15 protein-coding genes are annotated in these 15,280 nt (G+C 63.7%); 7 read left to right on the forward strand and 8 right to left on the reverse strand.

What is annotated here, in order from left to right:
• Positions 1-142: 142 nt before the first annotated feature.
• Positions 143-700, reverse strand: a complete 558-nt coding sequence (locus RCI06_RS02675; protein ID WP_306574030.1) for a FumA C-terminus/TtdB family hydratase beta subunit — start codon at positions 698-700, stop codon at positions 143-145.
• Positions 681-1,454 (reverse strand): hypothetical protein, encoded by a 774-nt coding sequence (locus tag RCI06_RS02680; RefSeq protein ID WP_101551169.1) that lies wholly within the window; start codon positions 1,452-1,454, stop codon positions 681-683. The genes RCI06_RS02675 and RCI06_RS02680 overlap by 20 nt, the downstream gene beginning before the upstream one ends.
• A 233-nt stretch (positions 1,455-1,687) precedes the next feature.
• On the opposite strand from RCI06_RS02680, the gene RCI06_RS02685 reads away from it, so the two are divergent.
• Positions 1,688-2,323, forward strand: a complete 636-nt coding sequence (locus tag RCI06_RS02685; protein WP_306574032.1) for an HAD family hydrolase — start codon at positions 1,688-1,690, stop codon at positions 2,321-2,323.
• Here RCI06_RS02685 and ytvI read toward each other — a convergent pair.
• Complete coding sequence (gene ytvI / locus RCI06_RS02690; RefSeq protein ID WP_158595525.1) at positions 2,320-3,399, reverse strand: sporulation integral membrane protein YtvI; 1,080 nt, start codon at positions 3,397-3,399, stop codon at positions 2,320-2,322. The two genes, RCI06_RS02685 and ytvI, sit on opposite strands and share 4 nt — an antisense overlap.
• 254 nt (positions 3,400-3,653) lie before the next feature.
• Between ytvI and RCI06_RS02695 the strand changes: the two genes are divergently transcribed.
• The 4 genes from RCI06_RS02695 to RCI06_RS02710 all read left to right on the forward strand — a co-directional run bounded on the left by RCI06_RS02695 (position 3,654) and on the right by RCI06_RS02710 (position 7,703).
• Positions 3,654-4,097: an ACT domain-containing protein gene (locus RCI06_RS02695; RefSeq protein WP_242970844.1), complete on the forward strand. Its 444-nt coding sequence runs from the start codon at positions 3,654-3,656 to the stop codon at positions 4,095-4,097.
• 38 nt (positions 4,098-4,135) lie between these two features.
• Positions 4,136-5,380, forward strand: a complete 1,245-nt coding sequence (locus RCI06_RS02700; RefSeq protein WP_101551162.1) for a homoserine dehydrogenase — start codon at positions 4,136-4,138, stop codon at positions 5,378-5,380.
• Positions 5,380-6,273, forward strand: coding sequence for a homoserine kinase (gene thrB / locus RCI06_RS02705; protein ID WP_101553233.1), 894 nt, complete (start codon positions 5,380-5,382; stop codon positions 6,271-6,273). Before RCI06_RS02700 ends, thrB begins: the two co-directional genes overlap by 1 nt.
• A 224-nt stretch (positions 6,274-6,497) precedes the next feature.
• Positions 6,498-7,703 (forward strand): aspartate kinase, encoded by a 1,206-nt coding sequence (locus RCI06_RS02710; protein ID WP_101551161.1) that lies wholly within the window; start codon positions 6,498-6,500, stop codon positions 7,701-7,703.
• A 212-nt stretch (positions 7,704-7,915) separates the two neighbouring features.
• Here the strand turns inward: RCI06_RS02710 and RCI06_RS02715 are convergent, their stop codons facing one another.
• Both RCI06_RS02715 and RCI06_RS02720 read right to left on the reverse strand, forming a co-directional pair.
• The gene (locus RCI06_RS02715) at positions 7,916-9,274 is read right to left on the reverse strand and encodes a hypothetical protein (protein WP_101551159.1); all 1,359 of its coding nucleotides are present in this window, start codon (positions 9,272-9,274) and stop codon (positions 7,916-7,918) included.
• Positions 9,275-9,694: 420 nt separating this feature from the next.
• Positions 9,695-10,519, reverse strand: coding sequence for a hypothetical protein (locus RCI06_RS02720; RefSeq protein ID WP_306574033.1), 825 nt, complete (start codon positions 10,517-10,519; stop codon positions 9,695-9,697).
• A 240-nt stretch (positions 10,520-10,759) separates the two neighbouring features.
• Between RCI06_RS02720 and RCI06_RS02725 the strand changes: the two genes are divergently transcribed.
• Positions 10,760-11,764, forward strand: coding sequence for a sugar-transfer associated ATP-grasp domain-containing protein (locus tag RCI06_RS02725; RefSeq protein WP_306574035.1), 1,005 nt, complete (start codon positions 10,760-10,762; stop codon positions 11,762-11,764).
• Positions 11,765-11,788: 24 nt separating this feature from the next.
• Complete coding sequence (locus tag RCI06_RS02730; protein ID WP_146021709.1) at positions 11,789-12,046, forward strand: hypothetical protein; 258 nt, start codon at positions 11,789-11,791, stop codon at positions 12,044-12,046.
• A gap of 70 nt (positions 12,047-12,116) precedes the next feature.
• On the opposite strand, the gene RCI06_RS02735 is transcribed toward RCI06_RS02730, so the two are convergent.
• From RCI06_RS02735 to RCI06_RS02745, 3 genes are all read right to left on the reverse strand, one after another.
• A complete protein-coding gene (locus RCI06_RS02735) occupies positions 12,117-12,911 on the reverse strand; it encodes an ABC transporter ATP-binding protein (protein WP_306574037.1) in 795 nt (264 codons plus the stop codon).
• Complete coding sequence (locus RCI06_RS02740) at positions 12,898-13,794, reverse strand: ABC transporter permease (RefSeq protein WP_306574040.1); 897 nt, start codon at positions 13,792-13,794, stop codon at positions 12,898-12,900. The genes RCI06_RS02735 and RCI06_RS02740 overlap by 14 nt, the downstream gene beginning before the upstream one ends.
• Positions 13,795-13,973: 179 nt before the next feature.
• Positions 13,974-15,014, reverse strand: coding sequence for an ABC transporter substrate-binding protein (locus RCI06_RS02745; protein WP_306574041.1), 1,041 nt, complete (start codon positions 15,012-15,014; stop codon positions 13,974-13,976).
• Between the last annotated feature and the right edge of the window lie 266 nt (positions 15,015-15,280).

Raw genomic sequence — 15,280 nt, forward strand, 5'->3', positions numbered from 1 at the left:
GGCAGGGCGCGGCGGGCGGAGCCCGCCCGCGCCGTCCGGGGGACGGCGCGTCCCGCCCCCCGAGCCTCGCCCCCAGCGGCACGCCTCGCGGCTTCAGGACGCAAAAAGAGCGCCGGAGACTTTCGTCTCCGGCGCTCGTGCGCTACGCTTCTTTGCGGTATGCGGCGCGCCCCGCGTCAAAGAGGTTTTGACCGGCGCAGTCCGCCGCGACGATGAGGGGGAAGCCGCGGACGGTGAGGCGCTTGACCGATTCGCACCCCAAATCCTCGTAGGCGATGACCTCGCAGGAGGTGATGCACTGCGCCGCGAGCGCGCCGGCCCCGCCGATCGCGCAGAGATAGACGCCGCGGTTGCGGACGATCGCGTCATAGACCTCCCGCGAGCGGCCGCCCTTGCCGATGGTGGCGGTCAGCCCCCGGTCCATCAGCGCGGGGGTGTAGGGGTCCATGCGTCCCGAGGTGGTGGGCCCGCAGGAGCCGATCGCCATACCGGCGGGCGCGGGGGTCGGCCCCGCGAAGTAGATGCACGCGCCTTCAAGCGGAAAGGGGAGCGGCTCCCCGGCCCTGAGCGCGGCCATCATCCGTTTGTGCGCCGCATCGCGCGCGGTGTAGATGGTGCCCGACAGCAGGACGCGGTCGCCCGCGCGCAGCTCCGGGGCCTTTTCGGAGAGCGAGGCGGCATCAATCCGGAAGGTGTTCATCCACGGCACCTCCCAGGTATCCCGCTTCGTCCGCGGGCTCGGAGAAGGGCGGCTGCTCCTCAGTGTAATCCAGCCGCGTGTCGTCGCCAAACTTCTTTTCGACCTGCCGCACGACCTCCTGCATCACGTCGATGCGGTCGTTGAGCACGAAGAGGATCTCCTCGATCGACTTGCGCAGGCGCGCCGCGTCCCCCTTGAAGCTGCCGAGCTCGCTGTAGAAGTTGCGCATGTAGGCGTGCGCCTGGTCGGTGATCTGCGCGGCCTTGCCGTTTGCCTCGGCGATGATCTGGTCGGCGTTTCGCTTCGCCTCGATCATCGCGTCGCCGATCTGGCCGGACAGCTCGTCGTATTTTTTGCTCTTATAGTCGAGGCTCTCCGCCTTGAACTGAAGCTGGCGGCCGCGTTCGATCTGGATCTGCAGCTCGCGTTCGCTGTCGGAAAGCTGTTTTTGCAGGGCCTTGTTCTGGGTGTCGAGCTCGGAGATCATCTCCTGCGCCTGCCGCGCGATGCCGCGTTCCTTTTCCAGCTGCTCGGCCACGGCGGTCAGCTTGCCCTCCTGGTCGGCGAGCTGGGCTTCCAGCTTTTTGATGTGCGCGACCTGCGAGTCCTGCGCGCGCGCGTATTCCTCCAGCTTTGCGGCATAGTCCGCCTCCGCGGCGTGGAACTGCTCGTTGAGCGCATCAATATAGCTGAGCACCGATTTCTTATCAAAGCCGCCAAAAGTGGTGGTCTTAAAAGTCCCCGCTTCTCCCATAATTCGACATCCTTTCCGATGGTTCGTGGAATGGTCTGATAGATATTATCAGTATATCATGATCACCCAAAAAAACAAAGGAATATTTTCTTGGAGCGACGCGGGGGAAATCCGTGGGAGGGTGGGCAAAAAATTCCTTTCTTCGCGGCAATATTTCTCGATGTTGCACAATATGATTCCGATTTTTTGTGTGATATACTAAAACAGGTATCATATGGATGGAGGATGTATGGATGAAAAAACTGGCCGCATTCGATCTCGACGGGACCCTGAGCCAATCGGACAGGTTCCTGCTGCCCGCCTACCGCAAGGCGCTTACGCTTACCGGGCGCGACCCTCTGCCGGACAGCCTGCTGATGACGCTGATCGGCGGGACCGCCGCCGACAACGCCAGGGTGATCTCACCCGACGGCTCGATGGAGACATACGAGGAATTCAATTTCCACGTCGTCCAGGCGATCCGGGGGACGATCCCCGGTCTGGCGCGCGCCTATCCGGGGGTGGAAGAGAGCCTCCGGAAACTCCGGAGGCTCGGCTATAAAATCTATCTCTGTTCCAACGCGCGGCGCGAATATACCGATCTCGTCCTCGGGCAGATCGGGCTGCTGCCCCTCTTCGACGGCACGCCCGAGGGCCGGGATGGCTGGGACAAGCCGCAGCTGCTGGCCCACATCCTCGAAACCGAGCGCCCCGGTGCGGCCGTCATGGTGGGCGACCGGCACTTCGACAGGACGGCCGCGCGGGAAAACGGAGTTCCCTTCGTCGGCTGCCTCTACGGGCTGTTCCCCGCGGAGGTCACGGGCGCGGACGCGGAGGTCAAAAGCGCGGGCGAGCTGCCCGAAGCGATCGAACGGCTGACCGCCCTTTAAGCCTCGGCCCGCCGTTCGGGGGCCGCTCCCGTCCACAGGTAGCGTCCGAGCAGCACGGCGACCGGCGCGGCAAGCATCCCCCAGAATCCCGCGATTTTAAGTCCCGCGTACATGGCGGTGATCGTCACGATGGGGTGCAGGCCGATCTGGTTGCCCACGATGCGCGGCTCGAGGATGTTTCGCAGCACCTCGATGAGCGCGAAGAGCAGGATGAGCCCCACGCCGCCCACAAGGTCGCCCCCCGCGATCAGTACGATTCCCCACGGGACGAGGATGGTGCCGGTGCCGATGAGGGGCAGGATGTCGAGCAGGGCGATGGCGGCGGCCACCGGAAGCACATACTGGAAACCGAGCAGCCACAGTCCGGCGAGCAGTTCCAGGAAGGTGACCGCCACGATGATCGTGTAGGCGCGCACCATCTTCCACACCGTCTCCCGCCCGAACCGCTGGAGCCCGCGCAGGCGTTCCTCCCATTTGCCGGGGAAGAGCCCGCAGAGGAAGGCGCCCACCTGCCGGTAGCCGGTCGCGGTGAGCATGCTGATCACGACGGTGAAAACCGCCGCGATCAGCAGGATGGGCAATTTAGCCGCCAGCCCGGCGGCCCAGCTGACGAGGTGGGTGGAGCCGTCGACCGCCGCCTGGCGGATGGTGTCGGACACCGCGCCCGAAAACTGCTCAAGTCCGCCCTCCGCCGAGGCCCCGAAGCGCCCGGCGAGCCCGTAGAACCAGCCGCTGAGCTGGTCGAACAGCGGCGCGACGTTTTCGGCGTAGAGCTCGGGCAGGCGGAGCAGCAGCTCGTAGAGCTGGGCGAGCAGGATGGTAAGGAAGAGGGCGAGCATCCCCGCCGCCACAAGGTAAAAAAAGAGGAGCACGAGGACGGCGGCGCAGGACTCCTTCATGCGCGTTTTTTTTGCGAATTTCAACGTCGCGGGGCGCAGCAGCGCCGCCACCCCCGCGCCCAGGAAGAAGGGCAGCGTCCAGCAAAGCAGGTAGCGCACAGCAAAATAGACCGCCGCGCCGAGCGCCGCATAATAGAGGATATCCACCACGACACGGAATTTGTCGTCCGCCTGCACGCCGCCGCCTCCCTTCAACAAAATGGTCCCTATAAAGGGTATGCAGACGGCGGCGAAAAAACACCGGTTCGGACGGTGCGAAAACATTGGCAGGACTGCTGCCGGAATGGAAAAAATCCAGCCAGGCAGTTTCCCATGGACATCTTCACCAGAACCGATCTGCAAAATCTGCGAATCTGTGACAAAGTGACGGTTTACTTTGGCGGGTAGGTGTGGTATAGTGTATTTGTCTGTAATACAAAAGTATGCGAGGGGTGGACGCTTTGTCCGAAAATTTGAAATTCCTGCTGGTCGACGCGCAGGTTTTGCCGGATGTATTCCTTAAGGTCGTGCAGGCGAAGATGCTGCTGGCGCAGGGCAAGGCCAAAAGCTCCTCGCAGGCGGCGCAGATGGCGGGCATTTCCCGCAGCGCGTTCTATAAGTATAAGGATGCGATCTATCTGTACGACGAGCGGATGAACGAGAACCTCGTGACCTTCTACCTGACGCTCGAGGACCGCCCCGGCGTGCTCTCCTCGCTGCTGAGCTCCTTTTACAAGGCCGGCGCGAACATCATCACCGTCAACCAGAACATCCCGGTCGACGGCGTGGCGATCGCGACGGTGTCGGTGCGCACCAACCAGTCGAGCCTCTCCCGCTCGGAGATGATCGAAATGCTCGGCGCGCTCGACGGAATCGTCGAGGCCAAGACGATCTGATCCCTTTCCCGTCAAAATACGTTTGGAGGTACCATGTCATGATCAATATCGCGGTTCTGGGCTGCGGCACCGTCGGTTCCGGCGTTGTCGACGTGTTTTTCAAAAATAAGGAGAGTCTTGAAAGGAAGGCGGGACAGGAGCTCGATCTCAAGTACATCCTCGATGTGCGCGATTTCCCCGACAGCCTCTATGCCGACCGGTTCGTCAAGGATTTCAACGTCATCCTGAACGACGACAGCATTTCGATCGTCGTCGAGGTGATCGGCGGGCTCGAGCCCGCCCACGAATATACCCGTGCCTGCCTCGAGCGGGGCAAGAGCGTGGTCACCTCCAACAAGGAGCTGGTCGCGCAGTACGGCGCGGAGCTGTTGGACATCGCCCACAGCCGCCATGTCAACTACCTCTTTGAGGCGAGCGTCGGCGGCGGCATCCCGATCATCCGCCCGCTGCACATGTGCCTGGCGGCCAACCGCATCGAGGAGATCGCCGGCATCCTCAACGGCACCACCAACTTCATCCTGACCAAGATGTTCCGCGAGGGCGTCACCTTTGACAGCGCGCTCGCGCTCGCCCAGAAGCTCGGCTATGCCGAGCGCAACCCCGCCGACGACGTCGAGGGCAAGGACGCCTGCCGCAAAATCTGCATCCTCGCCTCGCTGGCGTTCGGTTCCCACGTCTATCCGCGGGACGTCTACGCCGAGGGGATCACGCGGATCACCCAGGAGGACGTGGCCTACGCGGCCGGGTGCGGCAGCGTCATCAAGCTGATCGGCCGCGCCAAACGGGGGGTGAATGGCGCGCCCATCACCGCCATGGTGACGCCCGCGTTCGTCAGCCACGACAGCCAGCTCGGCAACGTGGACGACGTCTTCAACGGCATCCTCGTGCGCGGCGACGCGACGGGCGACGTGGTCTTCTACGGCAAGGGCGCGGGCAAATACCCGACCGCCTCGGCGGTGGTCGGGGACGTGATCGAGTGCGCCAAGGCCACCGATACCAGCCCCTCGCTGCGCTGGGAGAAATCGAACGGCGGCAACGTCGCCCCGCGTGAGGACAACGTCACCGCGATGTACCTGCGCTGCCGCTCCTTCGAGAGCAATTCGCTCGAGGACGCGGTGGAGCTCTTCGGCAAGGTCAAGGCGCTCTCCCGCGACGGCAAGCCCTCCAACGAGGCCGCTTTCATCACCCCCGCCGCGACCGAGCGGGAGATCGACGCCGCCTGCAAAAAGCTCGAGGAGAAGGGCGTGACGATCCTCAGCAAGATCCGGGTGCTCGACTATTGATGCTGAAGTTGCGGATTCCGGCCACCAGCGCCAACATCGGGCCGGGCTTTGACTCGATCGGGCTGGCGGTCGGCCTCTATAACTATGTCACGCTGGAGGAGTACGACGGGCTTGCCATCGAATCGCTCGACGGCAAGGAGATTCCCACCGACGAGACGAACCTCGTCTATACGACCGCCAAACGGCTCTACGAGCTGTGCGGCGTGCCCTTCCGGGGGCTCAAAATCGGCCAGATTAACAATATCCCGCTGACGCGCGGGCTGGGCTCCAGTTCCGCCTGCGTGATCGCCGGGCTCAAGGGCGCGAACCGCCTGATGGGGAACCCCGTCTCGGACGACGAGCTGCTGAACCTCGCCGCCGGGATCGAGGGGCATCCCGACAACTCCACCCCCGCGCTGACCGGCGGGCTTGTCACCGCCGTCTTCGACGGAAAAAAGGTGTGGTACGTCAAGCAGGAGATCAAAAACGACCTGCGCTTTGTCGCGATCATCCCCGATTTCGAGCTGTCGACCGCGAAGGCGCGCGGCGTCCTGCCCGACACGGTGCCCCGCCGGGACGGGGTCTTCAACCTCTCCCGCGCCGCGCTCATGTCCGTCTCCCTCTACAGCGGAAACTACCATAACCTGCGCGTCGCGGCGGACGACCGCCTGCACCAGCCCTACCGCATGGGGCTCGTGAAGGGCGGCGGGGAAGTGATGGACGCCTGCTTTCAACTCGGTGCCTACGCGGCCTACCTGAGCGGCGCGGGGCCCACCATCATGGCGATTGTCGACGCGAACCTGCGCGATTTCGGCGACTGCATCGCCCGGCGGCTCCCGGAATTGGGACTGGACGGCTGGCAGGTGCATACACTGTCTATAGATAATGCCGGAACCGTTATCGAACGGGTGTAATCGCTTTTGGACACGGGCGGCGCCCGTCCCGAAGCGGGGCGGCCGGCCTGATTTGGGTCCCGGGGGGGACTTTTGTGGGCGTTGCGCTTCTTTCGGCTTTCAGCACGGGCAGCGCCTGCTGTTGAGGCAGGGCGGCCGGCCTGACGTAAAGTTTTGAAGGGGTCCCGGGGGAACTTTTTCAAAAGTTCCCCCGGGCGTACTACATAGATCTGGAGGAAAACCATATGAACCTGGTTGTACAGAAGTTCGGCGGGTCGTCCGTGAAGGATTCCGAACGCATCTTCAACGTGGCGCAGATCATCTCCGACACCTACCGCGCGGGAAACAACGTGGTGGCGGTGGTGTCCGCGCAGGGCGACACGACCGACGACCTCATTGCCAAGGCGCAGGAGATCAATCCGATGGCATCCAAGCGGGAGATGGACGTTCTGCTCTCCACGGGCGAGCAGATTTCCATGTCGCTGCTGGCGATGGCCATCGAGCGGATGGGGCTGCCGGTCATCTCGCTGACGGGGTGGCAGGCCGGTTTCCTGAGCGATTCCACCCACGGCGCGGCGCGCATCCGCCGCATCAACAAGGAGCGGCTCGACAACGAGCTTGCCAAACGCAACATCGTGATCGTGGCGGGATTCCAGGGGATCAACCGATATGACGATATCACCACCCTCGGGCGCGGCGGTTCGGATACGAGCGCGGTCGCGCTGGCGGCGGCGCTGCACGCGGACCTCTGCCAGATTTACACCGACGTCGACGGCGTGTACACCGCCGACCCGCGGCTTGTTCCCGGCGCGCACAAGCTCGACGAGATCACCTACGACGAGATGCTCGAGCTCGCGACGCTCGGCGCGGGGGTGCTCCACAACCGCTCGGTGGAGATGGCGAAAAAATACAATGTCAACCTGGAGGTGCTCTCCAGCTATACCAAGAACCCCGGCACCAAGATTAAGGAGGCTGTCAAAGTGGAAAAGATGCTCATCAGAGGGGTGGCGCGCGATAACGACGTGGCCCGCATTTCGATCATCGGGGTGCCCGACCAGCCCGGAATCGCGTTCAAAATCTTCTCCCAGCTTGCCGCGAAAAAGGTCAACGTCGACATCATCCTCCAGTCGATCGGCCGTGACGATACCAAGGACATCAGCTTTACCGTCAACCGCTCCAACAAGCAGCTCGCGCTCGAACTGATGGAGGACATCAACGAGCGCTGCGGCGGTAAGGGCATCATCTGCGACGACAACATCTCCAAAGTCTCGATCGTGGGCGCGGGGATGCAGTCCAATCCCGGCGTCGCTTCCAAGATGTTCGAGGCGCTCTCGGAAGCGAACGTCAACATCCAGATGATCTCCACGAGCGAGATCAAGATTTCGGTGCTCGTGGCGCTCGCCGACGGCGAACGCGCCGTCAGCGCCATCCACGACGCCTTCGACCTCTGAGAGAGATACAAACGCCGCCGGGAAACCGGCGGCGTTTTCGCGCGGGGCGGGCGGCGGAGAATCGCGCCCCGCCGGAGGCGGGACGAGATTGCGCCGGTCCGAAGGACCGCCGCCCGCGCGAAGCGCGGCTCCGCCGCCCCGTCCCCGGATTCGCGCCGCGCCCCATCAAAAAAGCCGCCCCGCAGGGGCGGCTTTTTCCATTGCCTTGTAATTTACGCGGCGGCTTCCGAAGAGGAGGACGCCTCCTCTTCGGCGGGGCCGAGATCGGCGGGGAAGGACTCGACCTCGAGGGTTTTCTCGGTGTCGCCGTTCACGGCGGCGGTGGCCAGGATCTGTCCGACCAGCAGGCGGAAGTTGTTGGAGGAGACGGTCGCGCCCGCGACGGTGTCCATCTCGACCGGGTCGCCGCCGGCGGCGTCCAGGTTGGAGCGCAGCTCCTTGGTATATGCCTCGGGGCCGGTGCCGGTCTTTTCCTCCATCTGCGCGGCCATTTCCGCGTCCTGCGATTTGAGTTTGTTCTCATCCTCCTTGGAGACCGCGTCGAACTCCTTGACCGAGACCTTGTCGCTGCGGATCTGGACGACGACGTAGTCCTTCCAGCCGTGCTCGTCAAACTCCTTCATCTGCGCCTTGTAGGTGCCGTCGACATAGCGCGGGGCGGTGACTTGGGTGCCGCCGCCTGAAATCATGCTGGCCAGCAGCGGCTTCATCAGTTTCTGGAAGGATTTCGCGGCCGCCGCGCCGCCCGTCGGGACGGAGAGGCTGTCGAGGTTTTCGTTCGAGTCGGTGAACGCCTTGGCGATCGCCGGGTAGTAGACGGAAGGGGAGTCGGTCGCGCCCTCCTTGTTGAGGTCGGGATCGTCGGTGATGAGGACGGAGGGGTCCGATTCCTTCTGGGCGTTAAAATCGATGTCTGTGATCAGGCCGTCCTTGACGGTGAGGCGGACGTAATCCTTCCAGCCGCTCGCGCTGAAGGAGGGCATGACCGCCTCATAGCTGCCGTCCTCATATTTGCCGAGCTCGACGGGGGTATGGTCGCCCGCTTTGGCGAATTTGAGCGCGGTGCGCATCATGCGCATGAACCGGTAGGTGTGTTCCTCCGCGCCCTCGACCGGCTCCATCCGTTCGAGATCGCCCTCCACCGCTTCATATTCGGCGACGATGTCCTTCATCTGGGCGTTGGCCTTGGCCTCGTACTCCGATTCCCCGGCGGGGGCGGCTTCGGAGGACGCGTCGGAGGAGGCCGGTTCCGACGGCGCGGCCGGTTCCGCGGGAGCGGAGGCCGCGTCTCCGGAGGTTTCCTCCGACGGGGCGGGCAGCGAAACGTCCTCCTTGCAGCCCGCCTCGACGATCGTGATCTCGTCGTTTTTGATCGAGATGGTCAGGTAGTCGAGCGTGCGGTCGAGCGCGGGGACGGCGTAGGAGACGGCGTATTCCCCGTCCTGGTAGTCGTAGGTCGGCGTCACGGGCTCGGGCGGAGCGGGCTCCGGCTCGGGTTCGTTCCGTTTGCAGGCGGAGAGCGCGCCGATCAGCAGCGCCGTAACAAGGAGCAGGGAAACGACTTTTTTCATCAGTAAGCCTCCGATATTTGACGGTTTTCCCGCGCGAAATTTGGTTCACAATAAAAAATAGCCGCCCGATCAAGGATGATATGGAACTATACAGTCTTGCCGGGGCGGCTATTTTTTGCGCATGTACCCGCGAAGCGGGTACATGCGCATTTCATGGCCGCGGCCCGAGGACGGGCCGCATGGCCAATTTTTTTATTGCTTTGCAATAAAAAAATTATACCATTTTGGCATCTGCAAGTCAATGACGCGCACCGGCCGGAAGGCCCGGCCAAAATCAGGAAACCCGTCTGCCAGACGCTGGCACGCGGTATAATCGGCGCGCGGACAGAAATGCTAATACCGGCTGTATCCGTATAAAAACCGAAGCGGCCGCCAAAAACGGCGGCCGCTCCGCGCGCCTGCCGGGCGCTCTGGGATGGATTATTCCGCGGCGGGCTCGGACGCGATGGGATTTTCAGGGGAGCCGAGCGGCGCCTCGACGAGCGCGTCTCCGCCGTCCGCCGGGGCTTCCGCCGCGGGCGCGGGCAGCTCGCCCGCCTCGGGCTCGGTGTAGGGGGAGATCTCCCACGCGGCGCTCTGAGGCGGCAGGCTGCGGGTCGAAGCGGGGCTGTGGATCACATGCAGCTTGTCGCCCACCTTGAGGGAGGCAAAGTCGAGGTAAAACTGGGTGCTTTCGTCAACGTGGAAGACATACTGCATCCCGTCTTCCGTCAGCGGGTCGAGCAGCAGGGAACAGCCCTCTTCCTTTTCAGGGTCGGTGGTGATTTCGACGAGCGTGCCGTTGTAGACGACGAGGTCCTCCGAGATCAGGTCGTTGACCGCGATGGCGTCCACCGCGCCCGTCTCGTCCGGCTCCCCGCCGTAATAGACCTCGAGGAACGCGCCGTTGCCCAGCTGGGCGCCGTCAAAGCTGTAATTGGTGTCCTCCGTAAGGGTCACCTTCAGCTCCCGCGGCAGGTCGGAGCCGGCGGCGCGGCGCATCAGCAGGACGGTCTGTCCCGCGTCGTCCACCGCGAAGTCCTCGACGGTGCCGAGGAAGCGGGAGGCGTCCGCCACGGAGAGGCGCTCCTGCCCGGGCATGGCGGCGGGTTCCGCTTCATTTTCCTCCGGCTTCGAGGACTCCTCCGCGGGTTCGGAAGCGGACGGCGCCGGCTCGCTCGGCTCGGCGGGCGCTTCTGGCGCGCCGCAGGCCGCGAGGGAGACGGCGGTGGTGAGGGCGAGTAAAAGCGTCAATAATTTTTTCATAGTTACCTCATTCATTCGTAATTTGTTGGCGGGAATCGCCTGCAAACAAACAGTGCGCGGCGACTTTCATTTTACTGCAAGGAAAACCGCCTGTTGAAAAATGACGGTTTTTGTGGTATTATTAGCACACTTTCTAATTGGCGCGGCCTGGCGCGCCGTGAGCGGACTCCGTGCCCGCCGCCGGCGGGCGGGGCCGCTGCCCCAGTATGCAGCCCGGCAAGGGAAGGGACGTGTGAGGCCATGCCGAATCTCAAATATGTGGCAAAGCGCATCGCGGGAATGAATTTCGGCGCGATGCTGGACACCGCGCGCACCGTGAAGGAACGTACGGGCAGGGGCGTGTTGCCCACCCTCGTGGATATGGCCGCCTGCGGCTTCAAGTACCAGGCGGGCTATATGGACTACCTCGTGTTCGAATTCTATCACCTCACCGCCGACCAGCGGAAGACCTACATCACGCGCGGCAAAAACAACGAATATGTGCGCCTTTTAAACCCCCGCGAGCACTGGCACCTGCTCGAGGACAAGGTTGAGTTCCTCAAGCGGTTCGACGGCTTCCACGGGCGTGACTGGATCGACCTGCGGGAGGTCGACCGCGCCGGGTTCGAGCAGTTCTGCGAGGCGCATCCCCGCGTCGTCGCAAAGCCGCTTGACGGCACCTGCGGGCGCGGCATCGAATTCATCGAGACGGGCACGCGGATCGTCGGGCTCTACGATATGCTCCGGGAGGGCAAGCAGTACCTCGTCGAGGAATTTATCGTCCAGCACCCGGACATCAGCCGCATCTATCCGCTGTCGGTCAACACCCTGCGCCTCGTGACGATCAGCCGCGGCGGGAAGGTGCGCCTCGTCTTCTCGAGCATGCGCATCGGCAACGGCAAGCGGGTCGACAACCTCAACAGCGGCGGCATGGCGGTGCTGGTGGACGAAGAGACGGGTAAAATCTGTACCCCCGGCGCCGACAAGGACGGCAAGGCGTATTTCCAGCACCCGATGACGGGCGTCGACCTGATCGGCTGCGAAATCCCGATGTACCGCGAGGCGGTCGACCTGGTCAAGAAGGCGGCGCTGCACATCCCCGAGCTCGGCTATATCGGCTGGGACGTGGCAATTACGGAGGAGCGCCCCGTCATGATCGAGGCGAACCACTTCCCCGGGCACGACATCTACCAGTTTCAGGTGCACCTCGGCCCCGACCGCCTGGGGCTTGTCCCGCGCTTCGACGCGGCGATCGGGGAGCTCTGACCGCACACCGGAAAGGAGAATCCGATGAGTTTCTTCACGTTGTTGTTCCCGATGCTCCTGGCCGTCGGCCTCTATGCGCTCGTTCTGTGGATTATGTACCTCATCATCAAAACCGCGGTCAAAAACGGCATCCGGGACGCGCGGATGGACCCCGCCTCGGGGGACTGGCTCTACCGCGTCCTGCGCGGCGCTGTCCGGGACGCGCTCGAGGAACACGCGCGCCGGCAGCCGCCCGCCGCCCCGCAGAGCTCCGGCACGCCCGGGGACCCGCCCGCCGGCTGACCTACATAAAAAAACAACCGCCCGCCGGGCGGTTGTTTTTTATTCTGATCATTTGTCCGGGCGGATGCGGTCAGGAGAGCAGGAGGCGGTCGTTGTCCCCCTCTTTTTCGCTGTGGGCCCGGAAGAGCGCGAGCAGCCCGTCGACCGTCATGCCGGCGCGCTCCTCCCCCTTGAGGTCGAGGACGATGCGTCCCTCGTCCATCATGATCGTGCGGTTGCCCATCTCAAGCGACTGCTGCATGTTGTGGGTGATCATCATCGTCGTGATGTGGTCCCGCTCGACGATTTTTCGGGTGAGCTCGGAGACCTTCTCGGCGGTGCCCGGGTCGAGCGCCGCCGTGTGCTCGTCAAGCAGCAGCAGCTTGGGCGGCACGATCGTCGCCATCATGAGCGTCACCGCCTGCCGCTGGCCGCCCGAGAGCAGGCCCATCTTGGTTTTGAGCCGGTCCTCCAGCCCGAGCCCCAGCTCGGAGAGCTTTTCACGGAAGAATTCCTCGTCCTTCTTGTTGAGGCCGAGGCTCACCCCCTTCTTGATGCCGCGCAGGTAGGCCATCGCGAGGTTTTCCTCGATCGTCATGTTGGGCGCGGTGCCCGCCAGCGGGTCCTGGAAGAGCCGCCCGATCTGCCGCGCGCGCTTGTAGTCCCGCAGGAAGGTGATGTTTTTGCCGTCGAGCAGGATGTTGCCCGCGTCGATAAGGAAGTTCCCGGCGACCGCGTTGAAGAGGGTGGACTTGCCCGCGCCGTTGCCGCCGATGATGGTGACGAAGTCGCCCGACGCAAGCGTGAGGTCGACGTCCACAAGGGCGCGGCGCTCGTTGGGGGTGCCGGGGAAGAAGGATTTGCTGACCTTTCTAAGCTCCAACATCCTTGGCCGCCTCCTTCATCAGTTTATGGAGCCGGTAGCGGTCCGTCACCACCGGATAGGAGATCGCCAGCGTGACGATGACCGCCGAGATCAGCTTGAGGTCGGATGCGGCCATGCCGCGCGCCATGACGAACGCGTAGATGATGCGGTAGATGATCGCGCCGAGCACGACCGCGAGGATGTTGCGGGGGACGCTGGGCTTGCCGAAGATCGCCTCGCCGATGATGAGGGAGGCAAGCCCGATGACGACCATGCCGACGCCGGTATTCATGTCGGCGGAGTTCTGGTACTGGGCGATCAGCCCGCCCGAAAGCCCGACGAGGGCGTTGGCGAGGCCGAGGCCGAGGAACTTCATCCGGTCGGTGTTGATCGAAGAGGAACGCACCATCGTCTCGTTGTCGCCGGTGGCGCGAATGCACAGCCCCGTCGAGGTGCGGAAGAAGAGGACGAGGAAGAGGCAGACGAGCAGGGTGACGCAGAGCGCGACGAGCAGCTTGCCGAGGGAGAGGCCGGAGACGGGGGAGAAGACGGTGTCCACCCGGAGCAGGGAGACCATCGAACGCCCGCCCATCACCCGCAGGTTGATGGAATAGAGCCCGGTCATCGCGAGGATGCCCGCGAGGATCGGCTGGATTTTCAGCTTGGTCTGCAAAAAGGCGCTCACCATGCCGGCGCACCAGCCCGCCGCGACGGCGAACAGGATGCCGAGATAGGGGTGGGCGGCGTCGGTGAATACGGCGGAGACGGCCGCGCCGAGGGTAAAGCTGCCGTCGACCGTCAGATCGGGGATATCGAGGACGCGGTAGGAGACGAAGAGGCCGAGCGCGACAAGCGCGTAGATGAGCCCCAGCTCCACGGCGCCCTGTAGGGCGAACAGGGTCATAAGGATCCTCCATTCCGCCGCTTCGCGTCGGCAAAAATCATTGGGAGCCGCGACACCTTATCACGCGAAGCAGGGGAATGATAAGATGGCTGCCGCGCGTGGGGCGGAGGGGTCGCCCTGGGCGAGCAAAACCGTGCGGGGCTTTCGCCCCGCACGATCACAGATTCCGCGGACAGTGCTTATTCGACCACCTGCGCGGTGGCAAGAAGGTCGTCGGGGATGGTCACGCCGATCGCCTCGGCGGTGGTGGTGTTGACGACGGTCGCAAAGTTGGTGAGCGTCTCGACGGGGATCTCCGAGACGGGCGTGCCCTCGAGCACTTTAACGGCCATGGCGGCGGTCTGGTTGCCGAGCTGGACGTAGTTGACGCCGATCGTCGCGAGCCCGCCGTCGATGACCATCGAGTCGGCGCCGACGTAGACGGGGATCTTGGCGGCCTTGGCGACCTCGGCCAGCGCGGGCATCGCGGTGGCGACGGTGTTATCGATGGGGGAGTAGAGCGCCTGGCATTTGCCGGCGAGCGCCTGCGCCGCCTGCTGGACCTCGCCCGAGTTGGTGACGTTCGCCTCGACGTATTTGAGGTTATTCGCGTCGCAGTAGGCCTTGGCCTCCTCGATGACCGACACCGAGTTGACCTCGCCGAGGTTATAGAGCATGCCGACCGTCTCGACGCCGGGGGTGAGCTGCTGCATCAGCGCGAACACCTGGTCGACGGGGATCGCGTCGGAGGTTCCGGTGATGATGCCGTCGGGCTTGTCGGGGTCGGCCACCAGCTTGGCGGCGACCGGGTCGGTGACGGCGGAGAAGACGAGCGGGATCTCCGGCGCGTTGGAGGCCGCGGCCTGCGCCGACGGGGTTGCGATCGCGACGATCAGGTCCTTCTGGTCGCCCGCGAACTTCTGACAGATCGTGTTGAGGTTGGAGGTGTCGCCCGAGGCGTTCTGGTAGTCGTAGTCGACCTTGTCGTCCCCGTAGCCGAGCCGCGCCATCTCATCCAAAAAGGAGGTGCGGATCTGGTCGAGGGAGGGGTGCTCCATGACCTGCACGATGCCGATCTGGAGCTTTTTGCCGCTTTCTGGCGCGGCGTCTCCGGCGGGGGCCGCCTCGGAGGGGGCGGCGTTATCGGAGGGCGCGGCGGATTCCGACGGGGCGGAGCCGCAGCCCGCGAGGAGCGAAAGGGAAAGGGCGAGGGTGAGCAGCATTGCGAACAGCTTTTTCATGATGATTTCTCCTTACACATAAAATTTGGTGAAAAATTTTATGTTGGGGTGGGACCCTGCCGGGGGTTTGACCGTTTTGCCGCTTTCCGGAAAGCAACAAAAAACACCCGTCCTCTTGCAAGGACAGGTGTCAAACCTGCGGTACCACCTTGATTGATGCGCCGTGAAACACATCCACTCAATCAGAGCGCCAACACGCCCTTTGCCGGTTAACGCTGGCCTGCGTCGCGGGATACTCGGCTCTCGCCTTTCATCGCGCCCTCGGG

The organism is Anaerotruncus massiliensis (ex Togo et al. 2026), assembly GCF_030825285.1.
GTDB lineage: Bacteria > Bacillota > Clostridia > Oscillospirales > Ruminococcaceae > Anaerotruncus > Anaerotruncus massiliensis.

Coding starts and splice junctions, on each gene's coding strand:
- RCI06_RS02700 (WP_101551162.1), top strand. CDS start 4,136: ATGATCAATATCGCGGTTCTGGGCTGCGGCACCGTCGGTTCCGGCGTT.
- RCI06_RS02715 (WP_101551159.1), bottom strand. CDS start 9,274: ATGAAAAAAGTCGTTTCCCTGCTCCTTGTTACGGCGCTGCTGATCGGC.
- RCI06_RS02675 (WP_306574030.1), bottom strand. CDS start 700: ATGAACACCTTCCGGATTGATGCCGCCTCGCTCTCCGAAAAGGCCCCG.
- RCI06_RS02685 (WP_306574032.1), top strand. CDS start 1,688: ATGAAAAAACTGGCCGCATTCGATCTCGACGGGACCCTGAGCCAATCG.
- RCI06_RS02680 (WP_101551169.1), bottom strand. CDS start 1,454: ATGGGAGAAGCGGGGACTTTTAAGACCACCACTTTTGGCGGCTTTGAT.
- RCI06_RS02720 (WP_306574033.1), bottom strand. CDS start 10,519: ATGAAAAAATTATTGACGCTTTTACTCGCCCTCACCACCGCCGTCTCC.
- RCI06_RS02710 (WP_101551161.1), top strand. CDS start 6,498: ATGAACCTGGTTGTACAGAAGTTCGGCGGGTCGTCCGTGAAGGATTCC.
- thrB (WP_101553233.1), top strand. CDS start 5,380: ATGCTGAAGTTGCGGATTCCGGCCACCAGCGCCAACATCGGGCCGGGC.
- RCI06_RS02725 (WP_306574035.1), top strand. CDS start 10,760: ATGCCGAATCTCAAATATGTGGCAAAGCGCATCGCGGGAATGAATTTC.
- RCI06_RS02730 (WP_146021709.1), top strand. CDS start 11,789: ATGAGTTTCTTCACGTTGTTGTTCCCGATGCTCCTGGCCGTCGGCCTC.
- RCI06_RS02735 (WP_306574037.1), bottom strand. CDS start 12,911: ATGTTGGAGCTTAGAAAGGTCAGCAAATCCTTCTTCCCCGGCACCCCC.
- RCI06_RS02740 (WP_306574040.1), bottom strand. CDS start 13,794: ATGACCCTGTTCGCCCTACAGGGCGCCGTGGAGCTGGGGCTCATCTAC.
- RCI06_RS02745 (WP_306574041.1), bottom strand. CDS start 15,014: ATGAAAAAGCTGTTCGCAATGCTGCTCACCCTCGCCCTTTCCCTTTCG.